Genomic DNA, 18457 nt, shown 5'->3' with positions numbered 1-18457 from the left:
TGGCGACGTCATCTAGGGTGGACTGGCAAGGCATTCTTGCGTTGAGGAACCATTTGATGCGCCCTTTTTTATTGCTCTTTCTGCTGTTCCCGGTGTTGGAGCTGTTCGTCTTCGTTCAAGTCAGCAGTGCACTCGGGTTTTTCCCGGCCCTGTTGCTGATTATTCTCGGCTCGATGCTCGGCGTACTGGTACTGCGCGTCGCCGGCCTGGCCACGGCATTGCGTGCCCGTGAAAGCCTGAATCGCGGCGAACTGCCGGCCCAGACCATGCTGGAAGGCCTGATGATGGCCCTGGCGGGTGGCCTGTTGATCCTGCCAGGCTTTATCAGTGACGTGGTTGGCCTGGTGATGCTGCTGCCGGTCACCCGCAAACTGCTGGCCGGCAAGATGCGCCAGCGTGCCGAAGAGGCAGCAATGCGCCAGCGCGCCTTCGCCGACGACCTGCAACCCCGAGGCGGCCCGGCACCGCGCCAGCCTCTTGGGCGTGAAGGCGACGTGATCGAAGGCGAGTTCGAACACCGCGACAACAAATAACGCTTCACTGACACGGCACCTTCGGGTGCCGTGTTGCGTTAGGGGGCAGATGCAAAAAAATCCGTCTCGGCCCCTTGTAATAAGCTTATGCGCCCTTATGTATCGGTCACCGAAAGGTTTTCTGGTGGCAACGCCAGACAGACTTCCGCGTCTTGCCTTGCGAGGCGCGACCGGCATAGCCGGATTACAACCCGCCGGTACTGATACCGGCCGATGAAAAACACAATTAGGAGAGATCGACAATGAGCAAGCTTCGTCCTCTGCACGACCGCGTCGTAATCCGTCGCAGCGAAGAAGAAAAGAAAACCGCTGGCGGTATCGTTCTGCCAGGTTCGGCTGCTGAAAAAGCCAACCACGGTGTGATCGTCGCTGCAGGCCCAGGCAAGACTCTGGAAAACGGTGACGTACGTGCGCTGGCCGTTAAAGTCGGTGACAAGGTTGTATTTGGCCCTTACTCGGGCAGCAACACTGTGAAAGTCGACGGCGAAGACCTGCTGGTTATGGCTGAGAACGAGATTCTCGCTGTTCTGGAAGACTGATTTTCCCGCTCATTTTCCCGTTACTACAAAGTATTTAAGGAATATCGATCATGGCTGCTAAAGAAGTTAAATTCGGCGATTCCGCCCGCAAAAAAATGCTCACCGGTGTCAACGTCCTGGCTGACGCAGTAAAAGCGACCCTGGGCCCGAAAGGCCGTAACGTGATCATCGAGAAGAGCTTCGGCGCTCCGACCATCACCAAGGACGGCGTTTCCGTCGCCAAGGAAATCGAGCTCGAAGATCGTTTCGAAAACATGGGCGCGCAGCTGGTCAAAGACGTTGCCTCCCGTGCCAACGATGACGCAGGCGACGGCACCACCACCGCTACCGTGCTGGCTCAGGCAATCGTCAACGAAGGCTACAAGGCCGTCGCTGCCGGCATGAACCCGATGGACCTCAAGCGCGGCATCGACAAGGCGACCATCGCCGTTGTTGCCGAGCTGAAAAACCTGTCCAAGCCATGCGCTGACACCAAGGCCATCGCTCAGGTCGGTACCATCTCCGCCAACTCCGACAGCTCCATCGGCGACATCATTGCCGAAGCCATGGAAAAAGTCGGTAAAGAAGGCGTGATCACCGTTGAAGAAGGCAGCGGCCTGGAAAACGAACTGTCGGTTGTAGAAGGCATGCAGTTCGACCGTGGCTACCTGTCCCCGTACTTCGTCAACAAGCCAGAGACCATGGTTGCCGAGCTGGACAGCCCGCTGATCCTGCTGGTCGACAAAAAGATCTCCAACATCCGCGAAATGCTGCCAGTGCTGGAAGCCGTTGCCAAAGCCGGCCGTCCGCTGCTGATCGTTTCCGAAGACGTTGAAGGCGAAGCCCTGGCGACGCTGGTTGTGAACAACATGCGCGGTATCGTTAAAGTCGCCGCCGTCAAGGCGCCGGGCTTCGGCGACCGTCGCAAGGCCATGCTGCAGGACATCGCCGTATTGACCGGCGGTACCGTTATCTCCGAAGAGATCGGCCTGAGCCTGGAAAGCGCCACCCTGGAAAACCTGGGCAGCGCCAAGCGCGTGACCATCTCCAAGGAAAACACCATCATCGTTGACGGTGCTGGCGTTGAAGGCGACATCCAGTCCCGTATCAACCAGATCCGTGCCCAGGTTGCCGAAACTTCCTCGGACTACGATCGTGAAAAACTGCAGGAACGTCTGGCCAAGCTGTCCGGCGGCGTTGCAGTGATCAAGGTTGGCGCTGGCTCCGAAGTTGAAATGAAAGAGAAGAAAGCCCGCGTTGAAGACGCCCTGCACGCAACCCGCGCAGCCGTCGAAGAAGGCGTGGTACCTGGCGGTGGCGTTGCGCTGATCCGTGCTCTGGAAGCGCTGACCAACCTGACCGGCGACAACGCTGACCAGAACGTCGGTATTGCGGTACTGCGTCGCGCTGTTGAAGCACCGCTGCGCCAGATCGCTGCCAACTCCGGCGACGAGCCAAGCGTTGTGGTCAACGAAGTCAAGAACGGCAAAGGTAACTACGGTTACAACGCTGCGACTGGCGTCTACGGCGACATGATCGAAATGGGCATCCTGGACCCTACCAAGGTGACTCGTTCGGCATTGCAGGCAGCGGCCTCCATTGGTGGCCTGATCCTCACCACCGAAGCCGCCATTGCCGACAAGCCAAAGGCTGAAGGCTCGGCTGGCGGCGGTATGCCAGACATGGGCGGCATGGGTGGCATGGGCGGCATGATGTAAGCCAGCCTTACCCCTGTACCGAAAGCCCCGCCTGCAGTGATGCAGGCGGGGCTTTTTATTGGCTGTCATTCCAGAGGCGATTGGCCCTCCAGCCCTAGCCGTAAACCACACTTGCCCTTAAGCTGCGCGAGCCAACATGGCCGTTACCGCGTACGGAGACATTGCCCATGCGAATTTTATTGGTTGAAGACAACCGCGATATCCTCGCCAACCTGGCGGATTATCTGGGGCTCAAGGGCTATACCGTCGACTGTGCGCAGGACGGTCTGTCGGGCCTGCACCTGGCCGCCACCGAGCATTACGACCTGATCGTGCTCGACATCATGCTGCCGGGCATCGACGGCTACACCCTGTGCAAGCGCCTGCGCGAGGATGCGCGGCGTGACACGCCTGTCATCATGCTCACCGCCCGCGACCAGTTGGATGACCGTCTGCAAGGCTTCAAGTCCGGCGCCGATGACTACCTGCTCAAGCCGTTCGCGTTGTCCGAGTTGGCCGCACGTATCGAAGCCGTGCTGCGCCGTGCCCAGGGTGGCGGACGGCGTGCCCTGCAAGTGGGCGACCTGAGCTACGACCTCGACACCCTCGAGGTGACCCGCGAGGGCCGCCTGCTCAAGCTCAACCCGGTCGGCCTCAAGCTGCTGGCGGTCTTGATGCAGAAGAGCCCCCACGTGTTGCGTCGCGAGATCCTCGAAGAAGCGCTGTGGGGCGATGATTGCCCGGACAGCGACAGCCTGCGCAGCCACGTTCACCAATTGCGCCAGGTGATCGACAAGCCGTTCGCCAAGCCGCTGCTGCAAACCGTGCACGGCGTGGGTTACCGCCTGGCCGAGGGTCGAGATGGAGTTTAAGCAAAGCCTTGCCCAGCGGATCATCATCGCGTTTGCCCTGATGAGCGCGCTGGTGGCGGGGGCTTTCGCCATGGGCATCGTTGCCACGGTGCACCTGGTGGAGGAGAAACTCATCTCGGCCGGCCTGGGCGGCGACCTGCAACGCCTGCTGTTGATGGACAGCGTTGAGGACTGGCGCCACCGTCCCGAGCCGGACCAGCTGTTTTATTTCAGCGGCGGGCCGGGCGACTTCGAGCTGCCCAAGGACCTTCGCCATTTGGAACCGGGCTTCCATGAGGTGTTTCGCGAGTCGCTGTCGTATCACGCCATGGTCGAAGTGGTGGATGGCCGCCGCTATGTCTTGCTGCAGGACCAGAGCGATTTCGAGGAGCGCGAGCGTGTGCTGTTTGCCGTGGTGCTGGTGGGCTTTGTGCTCAGCCTGGCGCTGGCGGTATTCCTCGGCTGGGTGCTGGCGCGAAAAGTGATGGCGCCGGTGGTACGTCTGGCCCGTCAGGTGCGCCACCGCGACCAGTTACTCGGCCTGGCACCGCCCCTGGCACCGGATTATGCGGCTGACGAAGTCGGTGAACTCGCCGTGGCGTTCGACGCCACGTTGGGCCGTCTACGCCAGGCGCTGTCGCGCGAGCAGCTGTTTACCAGCGACGTGAGCCACGAGCTGCGCACCCCGCTGATGGTGCTGGCCAGCTCCTGCGAACTGCTGCTGGAGAACCCGGCGATCGATCAGCGCGGACGCAACCAGGTGCAGCGCATCGCCCGCGCCTGTGAAGAGATGCGCGAACTGGTGCAGACCTTCCTGATGCTCGCCCGCGCCGAACACAGCGAGGAAACCATGTCGCCCCAGGTGACCTTGCCGCAGGTGGCGGAAGACCTGCTCGGCATCTGGCGCGAGCCCATCGAGCGCAAGGGCCTGGAGCTCATCTACCACTCGGGCAGCCCGCTGGACACGCGTTACAACACCACCTTTTTGCACGCGGTGATGGGCAACCTGTTGCGCAACGCCTTGCACTACACCGAACACGGCTTTATTCGCCTCACCCTGGAGCCCAGTGGTTTTGTGGTGGAGGATTCCGGCGTGGGGATTCCCGAGGAGAAGCGCGAAGCGATGTTCGAGCCGTTCGTGCGCGGCACTGGCAGCGAGAAGCGCGGTGAAGGCCTGGGGCTCGGGTTGTCGCTGGTACAACGCATTTGCGAGAACCAGGGCTGGAGCGTCAGCTTGAGCACCATGGAGCCCAGCGGTTGCTGCTTTCGTGTCGAGCTGAATCCGCCCAAGCCTTAAGCGCAGTCTGCAGTGGGCGGGCACTCTCGCTTCTGCGGTTTTCAGTAACGTCTTGAAATGTATCAGAATAGACAGGACAAGTTTTTCACACTTGATTGACCTGTTGATCACAGTTCGCTGCTTAAGGTTGCAGGCATCAGTGACCGGAGACGTAAGATGCCTTCCCCAATCAAGCTCGAATTTTCCGAGAAGTACGATGATCAGCATGCGCAGAATTATTTGCTCAAGCATCAGGACAATCTGGCGCGTCGGCTGTCCCACAAACGCGACGAGCAATTGGCGCGCGGCGCGTTGGCCATGGCCGGTGAGCCGGGCCTGGTGTTGGACCTGCCTTGCGGTGCCGGTCGTTTCTGGCCGCTGCTGGCCGAAAAGCCCAACCGTGTGATCATCGGTGCGGACAATTCCGCATCCATGTTGAAGGTCGCGACACTCGCTCAACCGGCGGATGTGGTGAAACGGGTACGGCCTTTGCAGACTTCAGCCTTTGATATTGATTTGCCAGACAGTTCGGTCGACAGCATTTTTTGCATGCGCCTGCTGCACCATATCGGTGATCCGGCGCACAGGCTGGCGATTCTGCGGGAGTTCCAGCGTGTGACCCGCGACAGCGTGATCATTTCGCTGTGGGTGGACGGCAATTTCAAGGCCTGGAAACGCAAGCGTGCCGAAGTCAAACGTCGCAGGAAAGGTGAGCAGGACGGTTACCAAAACAGATTTGTGTTACCGGCTGCTACTGTTGAGGCAGAATTTGAGCAGGCCGGTTTCCGTGTTCAGGAATCCCTGGATTTCATCCCGCTCTACGCCATGTGGCGAGTTTACGTATTGCGCAAGAGGTAACAGGATGGCAGTTGAGTGCGTAGCAGGCAGTCATGTAGCTCCCGAAGAGCGATTTGATTATTTCTGGCGCCAGCAGGGCGAGTGGGTCGAGGAACCCAACCGTCGACGTGGCGGAGAGAGCGGTGTGCAACGTGTGGTTAGCGCCAACGGCCGCTTGCTCTACAGCAAGCGTCAGACCGGGCACATCTACCGCAGTTGGCTGCACCCGTTCGGGCGTCCGACCGTATTGCGCGAGCGCGACGCGCTCAAGGGCTTGCGCCTGTTGGACGTGCGCGTGCCCGAGATGGTGTTCTGCGAGGCGCGTCGCGACCCGGAACACCAATGGAAAGCGTTGTTGGTGACGGCTGCGCTGGACGGTTTCGACGAGATCGAAAACTGGTACGCCGCCGGCGGCCGCCAACAGTATGGCGAAGCGGTGCATGAGCGCCTGCTCAAGGAATTGGCCGAGACCCTGGCCCGCATGCACAAGGGTCGCTGGCAACATGGTTGCCTGTACATCAAGCACGTGTTTGTGAAGGTGACGGGCGAGGTTGACTCGGCCAAGGTGGAAGTGGCACTGCTGGACTTCGAAAAATGCCGCCAGCGCCTGACCGCTTATCGGGCCGCGTCCCACGACATGCTGCAACTGCGTCGCCATTCGTCGTTCAGCGATAGCGACTGGAAGAAACTGAGCTATTTTTACGAGACGGCGTTTGGCAGCGCTATCAAGGGTTTAACCAAATGAAGCTAGAAATAGCACGAGGTTTGTTTCTGGTCGGGGCGTTGGGCGTATCAGCCCTTGCCCTGGCTGCGTGGGAGCAACCTCGGACACAAGTGCTCAGCGCCACTCAAGGTAGCGGGCAATGCCTGCTGCCGCGGGTTGCCAAGGCCAATGTGGCGGCCAGGCCCGATCATGATTTGCTGTTGTTCATGTTCGGGATGTCCCAAGGGATGAGGCCGCAGAGTTGAAACGATTGAAACCCCCGAAAGGGCCTTACTCCGTGAGGCCCTTTTTTTGTGGGCAACGGATCTGAAATCAACGCCCATCACCCAGGGGAACGGGCTTGGTGTGGCGAGCGGGCTTGTCCCGCGTTGGGGTGGGAAGCGCCCCCAATCCAGCAAAACGCGGTGTACCTGATACGGCTCAGCGCCTGGTTTTGGGGCTGCTGCGCAGCCCAACGCAGGACAAGCCTGCTCGCCACAGGGAATCTGCGCTTAACTGAACGGCATTAGGGCAAGCCCGCTTGCCACAGAGGCTCCGTCATGGCGCAGATCAGACCAGGTGCAGGTGGTTATCCCAAAGCCCCGCCGGCAACTCCAGCGGTTGGGCGACTAGCTGTTTCTGTCGGCAATCGTAGAACCGGCAGCGCCCCTGACCTGACGTCACCACAAACCCATCCGCCACTGCCCCCACACCCGCGCAGTCAGGCAACGGCCCATCCAGGCGCAGCTCGCCGCTGTCCATGTCCCAGATAAAAAAGCGATTACCCCGAGGCGCAGTCAACGCCACCAGGCGCAGCTCACTGTGCACCGCGACGCTGGCGGTGTAATGCCCCATCGCCTGCAACTGCTCATCGGCCACCGGGAACGCCACGAAGGGCTGACCGGGACGTTTGATCGCCAGCAGCTCGGAACGCTCCTGGGACGGCCCCATGAATTGCTGCCCGGTGAGGATGGTGCCATCGCTGGCGATGCCCATATGGCGCACGCTGTTCATCGGCTGGGCGAGGGTCTCCTTGCTGATCAGCGTACCGTCGCGCTGCATCAGCACCAGGCTCGGCTCCATGGCGTTGAGGTTCATCTCCACGCGGCTTTCGGCTTCGGTGCGAATACCGCCGTTGGCCACCACCAGGGTCTCGCCATCAGGCATCCATGACACCTGATGCGGGCCGATGCCGTGGGTGGACAGCTCGCCACTGTGCACCAGTCGCTCGCCTTCGAACCTGTACACGCCGAGCAGGCCACGACCGGGGTCGCAGGTGTCGTTCTCGGTGGCGTACAGCCAATCGCCGCCTTTGTGAATCACCGCATGGCCGTAGAAATGACGGTTGGCGTTGGCGGTGATGGTCTGCAGCAGTGCGCCATCGCGCAGGTCGATCAGGTAGCTCTCGGTGCCCGGACGACGGGCGACAAACAGCGCAATCGGCAGCGTCGGATGGTTGATGATGTCGTGGCAGCGCTGGCCGACCTGGGTGGCAAACACCGGCTTGCCATCCAGACGGTAGCCCACGGCGTAGTGGTTGCCATCGGCATCATCGCGCGCCGACAGCAGCAGCGGGCTCTTGTCCTTCTGCTTGAACACCGTCCAGCCACCAAGGGTGAGGGCGCTGAGCAATACGCTGCCCACCGCCAAAGCCTGTCGCCTGAGCATGATCAGTCACCGTCATTGGCGTTGAAGCCAAGCTGAATGCCCAACGCCTTGGCCAGCTCGCCTTCGTGCAGGCGGTGGACGACGTTGAGGCTGTCGTAGATATCGTTGAGCTGCTGGCGTCCGGCGTCATCGGCCAGCAGTTCATTGAGGCTGCGCTGGTTGCTGGCGAACAGTTTGAGCGAGGCGGCGTAGGCGGCGTCGATCTTGTCGGCCAACGGCTTTTGCTCGGCCGGCAACAGGCCACGCAGGCCCTTGTTGTCGACACCTACCCACACAGTGCGCGCGGCAGCGAGGCTGGCCTCCAGGCTTTGCAGGGACGACTGGCTGCGCCAGGCATCAGCCTGGAACGGCTGCGGGATGCCCTTGGTCTGGCGGCCCATCGGCGTGCCGAGTTTTTTCTTCAGGGTGTCCAGTGCGGTCACCTGCACGCGCAGCAGGTCGGCGATGGCCTCGTGGGAATCGGCATAGCGCTGGTTGGGAAACTTGCTCATTTGCGCGAGCATGCCGTCGGTGCTGTTCCAGCTCGCCAGGATCTCTTCGGCCAGGGCTTTCTGACGCTCGCCGATGGCCATCAGCAGTGGGCAGTAACGGGCTTTTTGCGCGGCGTCGGCCATGTCGGTCTTGGCGTCGTACAGGATGTATTCGTAGGCCGACAGGCCTTGCACCACCACGCTGGACTTGGCCAGGGCTGCGCCGTCGATCTGCGGCTGTGCGGTGACCAGTTGTTCGACCTGGCGGCCTACCAGGTTTTTCTTGTCCGGCCAGAACTGTACCTGCCACGCGCGATTACCTTCGGCCAGCGGGCCGATCAGCAGCGGTTGCAGCTCGGCCCAGGCTTTTTGTGCATGGAGGAAGTCCGCGCGGGCGGTGTCCAGGCTCTCTTTACCCTGGCAGTAGGCCAGGGCGCTGACGGCCAGTTGACGGTCGGCGTCGACCCAGCGGCTGTAGGTCGGCAGGATCACCTGCTTGGCGATGGCCGCCGAGGTCACGGCTTGCGGGTCTTGCGGTGAGCAGGCGCCGAGGGCGAGGGCGGCCAGGCTGGTGAACAACAACTTGGGACGGAACATGTCGAGCTCCCTTATCGGATTGGGGCAAAGCTTATAGAGAATTCAGGAACGCCAGCAACGCGGCACGCTGCTCGGCATCAAAGGACAGCACCTGCTGCCGCGCCGGCTGTGCCTGGCCGCCGTGCCACAGCACGGCCTCAAGCAGGTTGCGGGCGCGGCCGTCATGCAGAAACTGGGTGTGGCCACTCACGGTCTGCGTCAAGCCGATGCCCCACAACGGCGGCGTGCGCCAGTCGCGGCCACCGGCCTTGAATTCGCTGCGGTGGTCGGCCAGGCCTTCGCCCATGTCGTGCAGCAGCAGGTCGCTGTAGGGGCGAATCAACTGATTGGCCAGCTCGGGCTCGGCGGCATTGGCAGCCGTCGTGAACGACGGCGTGTGGCAGCCCTGGCAGCCGGCCTGGTAGAACAGGTTTTTGCCAGCCAGCACCTGCGGCGTGTCGACGCCGCGACGCGCCGGCACCGCAAGGTTACGGGTATAGAACAGCACCAGGCGCAGAATATTGTCGCTGACTTCCGGCTCACCCTCGGGGCCATTGCCGTTGGGCGCCTGTTTGCAGGCGACTTGAGCGTCGGTGCAGTCATCGAACGGCCTCAGGGACGTGGTGAGGCCCATATCACCGGAAAACGCGTGAACATTCTGTTGATTGAGGTTCGGTTGCCCGGCTTTCCAGCCAAAACGGCCGAGCACCGTGGTTTGCCGGGCGTCATCCCACACCTGATTGGCGCGGCCGATGAGTGCGTCCCTGCCGGCGGTCTTCGGGTCGGTGTTGCGCAGGATATCGGCTTCGCTGATGGCTTCGAGCAGGCCCAGGCCGATCATCGGCGGGGCGATGCGTGCGGAAAAGCGCGTGTCCGGGTGCATCGGCCCATAGCCGAGCTGGGTGATCTGCAGCGCAGGTTGGCGCAATTCGACCACCGTGCCGTCTTTGAAGGTGACGTTGACGGGCGTGTAGTCGACCCGCACTTTGCCTTCCGGCACCACGCCCGGCACGGCCATGTCCTGCAATTGGCCGCCGTACACGGGCTCGGGCACCACGCCGGTCTGTTCGATCAGCCTGGCGTAGTCCGGCGTATCCGGTAGGGACAGGCGCACCAGCATCGAAACGGCGTTGGGCGCATCGGGCTGCGGCGGGTGGCCGCGCCCGTCCTTGATATGGCAGTTCTGGCAAGCGTTGGTGTTGAACAGCGGCCCCAGGCCATCGCGGGCGGTGGTGGTGGAGGGGGCGATTACCCAGGGGCTGCGAAAGAAACTGTTGCCGACGCTGAAGTCCACGCGGCGTGTGGGCGACAGGTTGGCCGAGGGCAGGGAGAACGCATTCTGGTCCCGCTTGTTCACCGTCGCTGCGCCGCCGGCCCGCGCTTCGCCAGGCGCTGCCTTGGTGAACCTGGGGGCGTCGTCGCAGGCGGTCAGGCTCAAGGCCATCAATGCTGCGCACAGGCGAAAAAGCGAACGGAACATCGAGTTTCCTGAGGCGATGGCGAAAAAGGGGTCGCAAAGTCTAACAGGGCCGGGGGCAATGAATAAGAGCAATTATCGTTTGCTGGCATCGCGTTTCTTTCCCGCTAGAATGACCCCACATTTTTTTCTGGAGGTGGCCCATGCAGGCTCTCGACGCTTTGCTCAACCGTGTTTCCGTGCCGCGTCTGCTGGAGCCGGCACCGACCCAGGAGCAGCGCGATGTGCTGTTCGCCGCCGCCATGCGCGCGCCTGACCACGGGCAACTGCGGCCGTGGCGCTTCCTCACGGTGGAAGGCGCTGCCCGTGAGCACATGGGCACCTTGCTGGCCGAAGCGGCGCTGCTCAATGATGCCGAGGCGCCGCAAGCGGCCATCGACAAGGCCCGGAACGGCCCCCTGCGTGCGCCGTTGGTGGTGGTGGTGATTGCTCGCCTGCAGGCGCATTTCAAGGTACCCAAATCCGAACAGCTGCTGGCAGCAGCCTGTGCGGCCCATGGCATTTTGCTGGCGGCTTATGCGCAGGGGATCGGTGCGGTGTGGCGCACCGGGGAGTTGTCGTATTCGCCGCATGTCGCCAAAGGGTTGGGGCTGGTGGAGGGGGAAGAGGTGATTGGTTTTCTGTATTTGGGGACGCCGCAGAATTCACCGCGCAGTGCGCCCAAGGAGGATGTGGCGGCGTTTGTGCAGGGGTGGTCCGGGGTTTGACAGAGGGGCATATCGGTTGCTGCGGTGACGGCTGATAGGGGTTCCGGCGCCTCGCTAATGCTCGGTGTGCCCGCACGCCTGAGATCAAAAGCAGTGTGATATCCATCAGACAAATGGAGATCCAAGTGTGGGAGGGGGCTTGCTCCCGATAGCGGTGGGTCAGCTACCAATAAGCTGACGGAAAACCCCGCCCGCTTTCGCCGGCGCGTGCCGCTTCGATGGCTGCGTTCAGGGCCAGCAGGTTGGTTTGCTCAGCGATGCTGCGGATCACTTCCAGCACCGAACCGATCTGCTCGCTGTTTTCTGCAACGGCAAGGCTTGTTCAGCAGCGTTGGCCTGCAGCAGTTTCTGCACGTTGCTGGTGAGCCTGCGCGAGCTTGAGGCGATGAGCGGTAGGAAAAAGACTACATGCCGCGTTGGGCAGGGGCTGCGAGCCGTTCCGGGCGCGACCAGATCCACAGGTTGCCCAGGCCCATGCCGGCAATTGCCAGGTAGATCGGCCAGCCGTGATCCAGCATCACCAGCATCAGGAGGGCGCACACCAGCATGCTGACGGTGGCGCTGACCTTGGCGCGGCGCGCGATGATTTTGCCGTTGCGCCAGTTGAACAGGATGGGCCCGAACAGGCGGTGGTTTTCCAGCCAGGCGCTGAGGCGCGGCGAACTTTTGGTGGCGGCCCAGGCGGCCAGCAGGATGAATTCGGTGGTGGGCAACCCCGGGATTACAATCGCCACCAGGCCGATGCCCAGGCTGACGTAGGCCAGCAGGCCGAACAGGAGCTGTGCGATTTTTGAGGTGGGCTGGGGTTTGCCGGTCATAGGTAGGGCTATCACAGAAAATCAATGTGAAATGCGAGCCCAGTGTGGGAGGGGGCAAGCCCCCTCTCACATTTGATCGCATTCCAATTCAGGTATCAGGCCAGTTCGGGGGCGCTAGCGTACGCCTGTTCGAGCAGCACGGTGAAGCGTACAAACGCGTCAATCGCGCCTTTCTCCACGGCGGCTTCTTCTTCGGCGCTGAACTCAAGGGCGTCGAGGGTACGGGTGAAGCGCTTCCAGCCTTCGGCGCGACCACCGGCCGGCTCGCCCAAGTGGCGGGCGCCGAAGGTTTCGCTCAGGCCAAGGCCCACGGCGCGCTTGATCAGGAACGCGGCGCCGAGCTTGGAACCCTCGGACACAAACAGCCAGCCCAGGGCTTCGGCCCTGCTCGGGTTCTGCACGGCGCCTTCGAACGGGGCCGGCACTTCGGTATCGAGGTCGCTCAGGTCGAGACGGGCGGCGTCGGCGCGGCAACGTTCGGCAAGGTCGGGGATGATGTCGATCAGCTCGGCATCGTTGTACAGCGCCACCAGTTCCGACTGAAACAGGTACTGCGCCACTACGAAACGGGCGAAGTTGGCCTGGGTGTCGAAGGGGGCGTGGGCCTTGACCAGGGCGTCGAGCCGGGCGTGTGGCGCGTGGGTGATCTGGTTCAGGCGCTGGGAGCGCAGGCTTGGGCGTTCTGCGGTAGGGGAAGCGGTCATCGAAAAAGTCCTTGAGAAGGGTAGCGCCTGGTTGCCCTGTAGAGAGCGGTTATCAACTAGACGAACAAGAAGACGCGGCACAGTAAAAAATCCTCACCCCGGCGCTGAACAATCGCGGCGGGGTGAGGCTGGTGGCGTCAGATGTCCCAGATCAGGTTGATCGCGACGTTGCGGCCGGGCTGGGTCAGGCGGTCGAGGTTGGCCGGGCCGGTCACTGCCGCTTCGCCGACGCTGTCGTAGCTGCGCACGTCATCCCAGTTCCAGTATTTTTTGTCGGTGAGGTTGTAGAGGCCAGCGTTGATGGTCACGTCCTGGCTGACTTTGTAGTACGCGCTCAGGTCGAGGACGCCGAAACCCGGTGTCTTGAACGGGCTGCTGGTGTCGCCGTCCGGTGCGTGGAAGGTGCTGCTGTCGACGCGATGCTGCTTTTTCACCAGTGTCCAGCTCAGCAGGCCGCCGTAGTTGTCCTGGTCGTAGCCCAGGCCAAACACGCCCTTGAGCGGGTTGACGCTGTTGAGCGGTTCACCGTTTTCATCGTTACGACCGTAGGCATAGGACACCGCGCCCTGGGTGTAGAGACCCTGCGGCGCGCCGAAGGCCTCCAGGTTGAGGCGGCCCTTGGCTTCGACGCCCTTGATGGTGGCGCGCTTGATGTTGATGGCCTGGAACTGCTCCACGGTGCCGCCGACCACGGCGTTGTCTTCGTCGATGAAGTTGCGGTACTTGTTATAGAACACCGCGATCTCGAAGGAGCCTGCGTCGAATGCGCCGCGAATCCCGGTTTCGATCCCTTTGCTGGTTTCCGGCTTGAGGTCGGGGTTGGGTTCGACGGTGTAACCCAGGTTCAGGTTTTCAAAGCGGCCGTACAGCGACTTGGCGGAGGGCGTGCGGAAACCTTCGGCGTATTGGCCAAACCAGGTGTATTGGTCGGTGAGGGCGTAGGTCAGGCCAAACTTGGGCGTCACGCGGTGCCAGGTCTTGTTCTTGTCGCTGACCGAATCCGCACCCGTGGGGTTTACGGTGTTGAGAAACGCCTGGGTCAGTTTCGGCTTGAGCTGGGTGTAGTCGTAGCGCACGGCGGGCAGGAAGGTCCATTTGTCCCAGGTGATCTGGTCCTGGGCGAACAGCGAATAGGTGTTGATGGTCGGGTCCGGGAAGTCACTGGATTTCTTCACGCTGTCGCTGGCTTGCGGGCTCGGTGCACCGATGGCGGTGCAGCCACTGCCAACCGCCAGACACGTGGCCCCGCCTTCGCGCGAACCGGTGACTTTCTGCTGTTTGAGCGTGGTGCCGTAGGTCACCTGGTGATCGGTGTCGCCGAGGCTGAAAGCCTTGTCCAGTTGGGCGTCGAATACCCACTGCTTTTGTTCGTACAGGGTGTCGCGGGTGCGCAGAACGCGGCGGCCCGACTGATAGATCTCGGCGGTGGTCTGGTCGGTCTTGGCGATCTGGTAATTGAGGCTGGTCTTGATGCGGTCGGCTATCGGCGACTCGAGGGAGAAGGTGTTTTCCAGGCCGAAACGTTCGCGGGTGATGGTGTCGTTGCCGCGCCGGTCGCGGTAGAGGTTGAAGCCGCGGCCGCCAATGAACGGGCCACCCACCGCGTTTTTCAGGTTGACGTCGCGATCATCCTTGTACTTTTCGTAGGTCAGGCCCAGGCGGTTGTCGTCCCCGTAGTTCCAGCCCAGTTTGGCCAGTACGTTGGTGGTGCGCGCATCCTCCGGGTTGGCGCCGGTGCGGGCCAGGCCGGTGGCGTTGTTGCCGTCGTAGGATTGGGTTTCATGACCGCTGCGTTGGCTCAGGTGCAGCAGGCCGTCGACGTCCTGCACGCGGCCGGCGACGGTGCCGGAGGTCAGCCAGCTGTCGTCGGCGGAGCTGTAGCCGGTTTTCAGGCGGGCGCCGACGTCCTGGCCCGGCTTGATGATGTCGTCCGGGTCGAGGGTGAAATAACTGACGGCGCCGCCGATGGCGCTGCTGCCGTACAAGGCCGAGGCCGGGCCACGGAGGATTTCCACGCGCTTGACGATTTCCGGGTCGACGTAGTTGCGACGGGTCTTGGCGTAGGGGCCGTTGAAGAAGTTGTCCGGCACTTCGACGCCGTCGACCTGGGTGAGGATGCGGTCGCCGTCGATCCCGCGAATGTTATAGCCGGCATTGCCGGAGCGAGTACCGGCGCCGCCCACCGATACGCCGGGTTCGTAGCGCACCAGTTCGCGAAGGGTGTTCACGTTCTGGCGGTCCAGTGCCTGGCGCTCATGCACGGTGACGGTGCTCGGTACGCTGTCCACCGCCTGCTCGGTACGGGTGGCGCTGATGGTCACCTGTTGCAGGTTGACGGTGCCGCCGCCGGCGCGTCTTTCCAGCACGATGTTGTTATTGCCCAGTTTGCGGTAGCTCAGGTTGGTCCCCACCAACAGCCGATCCAGCGCTTTCTCGGGTGGCAGCGCGCCGCGCACGCCGGGCGATGACACACCCTGGCCCAGCTCGGCCGGCAGGCCCACTTGCCAGCCGGTCACGGCGGTAAAGGCATTGAGCGCCGAGACCAGCGGCTGCTGTTCGATTCTGAACGTGTAATTGCCATGGCTGCGCGGGGTCGGCTCGGCAGCCGTAGCGCTCATCACCGGCGCGGCGGCCATCAGGAGGGCGGCAGTCAGCAGGGACAGGACGGGCGAGGAAGACCGACGGTTGAAACGAGAGGACATCGTGAACGCTCCGGAGGTACGAATCTTATAGGTGCGCACTGCTCCAAATAGGAATCAGTTGCATTGGCTATAACGAGACGTATCGCCGGTCAGCATCGAGTAAAAATAATTCTCATTTAGTTGAGGATGACCAGCGCCGGGAATTCCGCGAGCCTGGCCGAGGTGATATGAGCCAGGGAGCGCACCACGTCCAGCGGCTGGTCGAGGCGATAATTGCCGGTGACGGCGACGCCCGCGAGCTTGTCATTGGTGTTGACGATCCAGCCAGGGTAATAACGGCGCAACTCGGCGAGCACTTCGCTCATCGGACAGTTTTCGAACACCAGCCGGCCCTGTACCCAGGCCAGGTCTTTGGTGGCGTCCAGCCTGGCAGACTGGCCAAAGCCTTTGGGGCCGATGCGGATGCTTTCGCCGGCGCTCAGGCGCACGCGGGCATCGTCGAAGGTGTTGCGCAGGTCGACATCGCCGCGCTGCACCTGCACCTGCGCTTCGCCGTTGAGGTAGCGCACGGCGAAGGCGGTGTCGCGCACGCTGGCCCGCACCGGGCCGGCATCGACTTCCAGGGGCAGGCCGCGACTGGGCATGACCTCGAAAAAAGCCTCGCCCTGATACAGGCGCGCAGTGCGCTGGTGGTCCTTGATGCTGCTGGAGAACGCCGAGTTGGTGTTGAGCAGCACTTTGGAGCCGTCGTCCAGTTGCAGGCGCTGGCGCTCACCCACCACGGTGAGGTGGTCCGCCTGCAAGCGCGCGGGCAGGTTGCTGAAACTCAGCAGTCCCAGCACCACCACGGCGGCGGTGGCCAGGGGCTTCCAGTGTGGCTTGATGCGGCGCCAGGCGCCGGGTTTGCGCGGCGCGGCCAGGGCCACGGCGGCGCTGTACACCGGCGCGCCGCCCCAGGCCGCCTGGGCCTTGGCGAAGGCGTGGGCGTGCGCCGGGTCGCTGGTCAGCCAGGCCTCGAACGCCGCCTGCTGCCCGGGTTGCGGGCACTGCAGCGCGATCAGCCAGTCGAGCGCCTGGTCCATAGCCGCGTCTTGCAACACCTCATGAGCCAGCTCATGGGGGCGCAGGTTATTCGGGTCGGTCACGGTGTGCCTCGGGTCTTCGCCACGTTCTAGTCATTGTTCCTGCAGGCCGGTTCGACAGTTCTGTCGGATGCAGCTTACGGCTGATCCAGCCTCTGGGCCACACCTACACAGATGGCCATGATCAGCTTCAGTTCCTTTTGCACGGTGCTCAAGGACACCTTCAGTTGATCGGCGATCTCCTGATAGCTGCAGCCGTGCAGGCGGCTGAGGATGAAGATCCGCTGTTGACGCGCGCTCAACTGGCCGAGGCTGACGCTCAAATGCTCAAGCAGTTGTTCGGCCTGAGTGGCATCCTCGGGGGTGCTGACAGGGGAGGCGACGCTTTGCAGCACATCCAGCGGCACATCTTCCTGCAGCGTGCGGGCCTGAATTCGGCGCGCGCGCAGATGGTCCAGCGCCAGGTTGCGCGCCGTCTGGTAGACGAAGGGTTCGAGGTGATCGATCGGCCGCTCGCTCAGGGCCCGGGTGACGCGCAGGTAGGTTTCCTGCAACAGGTCCTCGGCGGTGCTGTGGTTATTCACCATCCGCTGCAAGGTGCGTAGCAGAATCACCCGTTGGGTGAGAAAGACATGGTTGAAGCGAGATTGGCTCACAGGGATACCAGGCCGATTGCAAGCAAATGATAATGCTTATCATCAAGCGAAATGGCAAGTGGCTATTGCTGTGAGCCGATACCGATCAAATGTGGGAGGTGGCTTTTGTGGGAGCCGGGCTTGCCCGCGATGCAGGCACCTCGGTATTTCAGTTGGACCGAGGTGATGCTATCGCAGGCAAGCCAGCTCCCACGGAGACCTGAGTTGGCTGCTTATTCGGCGTTGCACAGCGCCAGGCAGTTATCCAGCATGCGGTTGGAGAAACCCCACTCGTTGTCGTACCAGGCCAGCACTTTGAGCAGCTTGCCGCTGGCCTTGGTGTGGTTGGCGTCGAAGATCGACGACAGCGGATTATGGTTGAAGTCACTGGAAACCAGCGGCAGGGTGTTGTAGCCGAGGATCTTCGAGTGCTGACTGGCTTCCTTGAGCAGCGCGTTGACCTCGTCGGCCGTGGCTTCTTTCTTCAGTTGCACGGTGAGGTCGACCAGCGACACGTTGATCACCGGCACTCGCACCGCCATGCCGGTCAGCTTGCCGGCCAGTTCCGGCAGCACCAGGCCTACCGCTTCGGCCGCGCCGGTCTTGCTCGGGATCATGTTCTGCGTGGCCGAACGCGCGCGGTATGGGTCGGTGTGGTAGACGTCGGTGAGGTTCTGGTCGTTGGTGTAGGCGTGAATCGTGGTCATCAGGCCGCTTTCGATGCCCAGCTCGCGGTGCAGCACCTGGGCCACGGGCGCCAGGCAGTTGGTGGTGCATGAGGCGTTGGAAATGATCTGGTGGGATTGACGCAAAATGTCATGGTTCACCCCGTAAACCACGGTGGCGTCCGCGCCCTTGGCCGGCGCCGAGATGATCACCTTGCGCGCGCCGGCGGTAATATGGGCGGCAGCCTTGTCACGCTCGGTGAACAGACCGGTGCACTCGAATACGACGTCGATCTTGTGCGCGGCCCATGGCAGGTCGGCCGGGTTGCGAATGGCGCTGACGGCAATCCGGTCACCATTGACGGTCAGGCTTTCCTGATCGTGGGCGACCTCTGCGTCGAAAGTGCCGTGTACGGTGTCGAATTTGAGCAGGTGGGCGTTGATCGAACTGTCGCCCAGATCGTTGATGGCGACGATCTGCAAATCCTGGCGGTAGCCTTGGGTATACAGTGCGCGCAGGACATTACGGCCGATACGACCAAAACCATTGATTGCGATACGAAGAGTCATTGGAAAGTGCCTGTCGTCGATTTGTTGT

18 protein-coding genes and 1 pseudogene are annotated in these 18457 nt (G+C 62.2%); 9 read left to right on the top strand and 10 right to left on the bottom strand.

Annotated elements, in window-relative coordinates; translation table 11 throughout:
* Nucleotides 1-56 precede the first annotated feature (56 nt).
* The 8 genes from TU79_RS06375 to TU79_RS06340 all read left to right on the top strand — a co-directional run bounded on the left by TU79_RS06375 (nucleotide 57) and on the right by TU79_RS06340 (nucleotide 6681).
* On the top strand, nucleotides 57-533 hold the full coding sequence (locus TU79_RS06375) for an FxsA family protein (RefSeq protein WP_057007220.1): 477 nt from the start codon (nucleotides 57-59) through the stop codon (nucleotides 531-533).
* A gap of 242 nt (nucleotides 534-775) precedes the next feature.
* Nucleotides 776-1072, top strand: a complete 297-nt coding sequence (locus TU79_RS06370) for a co-chaperone GroES (RefSeq protein ID WP_003175874.1) — start codon at nucleotides 776-778, stop codon at nucleotides 1070-1072.
* Between the two features lie 50 nt (nucleotides 1073-1122).
* Complete coding sequence (groL, locus tag TU79_RS06365; RefSeq protein ID WP_057007219.1) at nucleotides 1123-2769, top strand: chaperonin GroEL; 1647 nt, start codon at nucleotides 1123-1125, stop codon at nucleotides 2767-2769.
* A gap of 167 nt (nucleotides 2770-2936) precedes the next feature.
* On the top strand, nucleotides 2937-3620 hold the full coding sequence (gene colR, locus TU79_RS06360) for a two-component system response regulator ColR (RefSeq protein ID WP_003175870.1): 684 nt from the start codon (nucleotides 2937-2939) through the stop codon (nucleotides 3618-3620).
* Nucleotides 3610-4896: a sensor histidine kinase gene (locus TU79_RS06355; RefSeq protein WP_057007218.1), complete on the top strand. Its 1287-nt coding sequence runs from the start codon at nucleotides 3610-3612 to the stop codon at nucleotides 4894-4896. The genes colR and TU79_RS06355 overlap by 11 nt, the downstream gene beginning before the upstream one ends.
* 156 nt (nucleotides 4897-5052) lie before the next feature.
* Nucleotides 5053-5733: a class I SAM-dependent methyltransferase gene (locus TU79_RS06350; protein WP_057007217.1), complete on the top strand. Its 681-nt coding sequence runs from the start codon at nucleotides 5053-5055 to the stop codon at nucleotides 5731-5733.
* Nucleotides 5734-5737: 4 nt separating this feature from the next.
* A complete protein-coding gene (locus TU79_RS06345) occupies nucleotides 5738-6457 on the top strand; it encodes a lipopolysaccharide kinase InaA family protein (RefSeq protein WP_057007216.1) in 720 nt (239 codons plus the stop codon).
* Nucleotides 6454-6681 carry a hypothetical protein gene (locus tag TU79_RS06340; RefSeq protein ID WP_057007215.1) on the top strand — a complete coding sequence of 76 codons (228 nt, stop codon included), beginning with the start codon at nucleotides 6454-6456 and terminating at the stop codon, nucleotides 6679-6681. Before TU79_RS06345 ends, TU79_RS06340 begins: the two co-directional genes overlap by 4 nt.
* Before the next feature lie 304 nt (nucleotides 6682-6985).
* On the opposite strand, the gene TU79_RS06335 is transcribed toward TU79_RS06340, so the two are convergent.
* Genes TU79_RS06335 through TU79_RS06325 form a run of 3 tightly spaced genes read right to left on the bottom strand, consistent with a single transcriptional unit; the run spans nucleotide 6986 to nucleotide 10609 of the window.
* Nucleotides 6986-8083, bottom strand: a complete 1098-nt coding sequence (locus tag TU79_RS06335) for a DUF1513 domain-containing protein (RefSeq protein WP_057007214.1) — start codon at nucleotides 8081-8083, stop codon at nucleotides 6986-6988.
* A 2-nt stretch (nucleotides 8084-8085) separates the two neighbouring features.
* Nucleotides 8086-9150 carry an imelysin family protein gene (locus TU79_RS06330; RefSeq protein WP_057007213.1) on the bottom strand — a complete coding sequence of 355 codons (1065 nt, stop codon included), beginning with the start codon at nucleotides 9148-9150 and terminating at the stop codon, nucleotides 8086-8088.
* Between the two features lie 31 nt (nucleotides 9151-9181).
* Nucleotides 9182-10609 carry a di-heme oxidoreductase family protein gene (locus tag TU79_RS06325; protein WP_057007212.1) on the bottom strand — a complete coding sequence of 476 codons (1428 nt, stop codon included), beginning with the start codon at nucleotides 10607-10609 and terminating at the stop codon, nucleotides 9182-9184.
* 140 nt (nucleotides 10610-10749) lie between these two features.
* Between TU79_RS06325 and TU79_RS06320 the strand changes: the two genes are divergently transcribed.
* Entirely contained in the window at nucleotides 10750-11313 is a 564-nt protein-coding gene (locus TU79_RS06320; RefSeq protein WP_057007211.1) for an NAD(P)H nitroreductase, read from the top strand.
* A gap of 181 nt (nucleotides 11314-11494) precedes the next feature.
* On the opposite strand, the pseudogene TU79_RS06315 reads toward TU79_RS06320, so the two are convergent.
* From TU79_RS06315 to gap, 7 genes and pseudogenes are all read right to left on the bottom strand, one after another.
* Nucleotides 11495-11614 (bottom strand): annotated as a pseudogene (locus TU79_RS06315) (methyl-accepting chemotaxis protein); the annotation flags it as partial.
* 103 nt (nucleotides 11615-11717) lie between these two features.
* Nucleotides 11718-12131, bottom strand: a complete 414-nt coding sequence (locus TU79_RS06310) for a YbaN family protein (protein WP_057007210.1) — start codon at nucleotides 12129-12131, stop codon at nucleotides 11718-11720.
* A gap of 95 nt (nucleotides 12132-12226) precedes the next feature.
* Nucleotides 12227-12835, bottom strand: a complete 609-nt coding sequence (locus TU79_RS06305; RefSeq protein WP_057007209.1) for a biliverdin-producing heme oxygenase — start codon at nucleotides 12833-12835, stop codon at nucleotides 12227-12229.
* 137 nt (nucleotides 12836-12972) lie between these two features.
* Nucleotides 12973-15537 (bottom strand): TonB-dependent receptor, encoded by a 2565-nt coding sequence (locus tag TU79_RS06300; RefSeq protein WP_057007208.1) that lies wholly within the window; start codon nucleotides 15535-15537, stop codon nucleotides 12973-12975.
* 116 nt (nucleotides 15538-15653) lie between these two features.
* Nucleotides 15654-16622 carry a FecR family protein gene (locus TU79_RS06295; protein WP_057007207.1) on the bottom strand — a complete coding sequence of 323 codons (969 nt, stop codon included), beginning with the start codon at nucleotides 16620-16622 and terminating at the stop codon, nucleotides 15654-15656.
* A 74-nt stretch (nucleotides 16623-16696) separates the two neighbouring features.
* A complete protein-coding gene (locus TU79_RS06290; protein ID WP_057007206.1) occupies nucleotides 16697-17215 on the bottom strand; it encodes an RNA polymerase sigma factor in 519 nt (172 codons plus the stop codon).
* Nucleotides 17216-17427: 212 nt separating this feature from the next.
* Nucleotides 17428-18429 (bottom strand): type I glyceraldehyde-3-phosphate dehydrogenase, encoded by a 1002-nt coding sequence (gap, locus tag TU79_RS06285; RefSeq protein ID WP_057007205.1) that lies wholly within the window; start codon nucleotides 18427-18429, stop codon nucleotides 17428-17430.
* Nucleotides 18430-18457: the final 28 nt, after the last annotated feature.

This window comes from Pseudomonas trivialis (assembly GCF_001439805.1).
Classification (GTDB): domain Bacteria; phylum Pseudomonadota; class Gammaproteobacteria; order Pseudomonadales; family Pseudomonadaceae; genus Aquipseudomonas; species Aquipseudomonas trivialis.
This window is presented reverse-complemented; position numbering and strand designations above follow the sequence as displayed.

Bases quoted from the DNA above. Each gene is read 5' to 3' on its own strand.
- TU79_RS06370 (WP_003175874.1), top strand. From the start codon at position 776: ATGAGCAAGCTTCGTCCTCTGCACGACCGCGTCGTAATCCGTCGCAGC.
- TU79_RS06320 (WP_057007211.1), top strand. From the start codon at position 10,750: ATGCAGGCTCTCGACGCTTTGCTCAACCGTGTTTCCGTGCCGCGTCTG.
- TU79_RS06375 (WP_057007220.1), top strand. From the start codon at position 57: ATGCGCCCTTTTTTATTGCTCTTTCTGCTGTTCCCGGTGTTGGAGCTG.
- TU79_RS06340 (WP_057007215.1), top strand. From the start codon at position 6,454: ATGAAGCTAGAAATAGCACGAGGTTTGTTTCTGGTCGGGGCGTTGGGC.
- TU79_RS06330 (WP_057007213.1), bottom strand. From the start codon at position 9,150: ATGTTCCGTCCCAAGTTGTTGTTCACCAGCCTGGCCGCCCTCGCCCTC.
- TU79_RS06305 (WP_057007209.1), bottom strand. From the start codon at position 12,835: ATGACCGCTTCCCCTACCGCAGAACGCCCAAGCCTGCGCTCCCAGCGC.
- TU79_RS06310 (WP_057007210.1), bottom strand. From the start codon at position 12,131: ATGACCGGCAAACCCCAGCCCACCTCAAAAATCGCACAGCTCCTGTTC.
- groL (WP_057007219.1), top strand. From the start codon at position 1,123: ATGGCTGCTAAAGAAGTTAAATTCGGCGATTCCGCCCGCAAAAAAATG.
- TU79_RS06345 (WP_057007216.1), top strand. From the start codon at position 5,738: ATGGCAGTTGAGTGCGTAGCAGGCAGTCATGTAGCTCCCGAAGAGCGA.
- TU79_RS06335 (WP_057007214.1), bottom strand. From the start codon at position 8,083: ATGCTCAGGCGACAGGCTTTGGCGGTGGGCAGCGTATTGCTCAGCGCC.
- gap (WP_057007205.1), bottom strand. From the start codon at position 18,429: ATGACTCTTCGTATCGCAATCAATGGTTTTGGTCGTATCGGCCGTAAT.
- TU79_RS06325 (WP_057007212.1), bottom strand. From the start codon at position 10,609: ATGTTCCGTTCGCTTTTTCGCCTGTGCGCAGCATTGATGGCCTTGAGC.
- TU79_RS06355 (WP_057007218.1), top strand. From the start codon at position 3,610: ATGGAGTTTAAGCAAAGCCTTGCCCAGCGGATCATCATCGCGTTTGCC.
- TU79_RS06350 (WP_057007217.1), top strand. From the start codon at position 5,053: ATGCCTTCCCCAATCAAGCTCGAATTTTCCGAGAAGTACGATGATCAG.
- TU79_RS06300 (WP_057007208.1), bottom strand. From the start codon at position 15,537: ATGTCCTCTCGTTTCAACCGTCGGTCTTCCTCGCCCGTCCTGTCCCTG.
- colR (WP_003175870.1), top strand. From the start codon at position 2,937: ATGCGAATTTTATTGGTTGAAGACAACCGCGATATCCTCGCCAACCTG.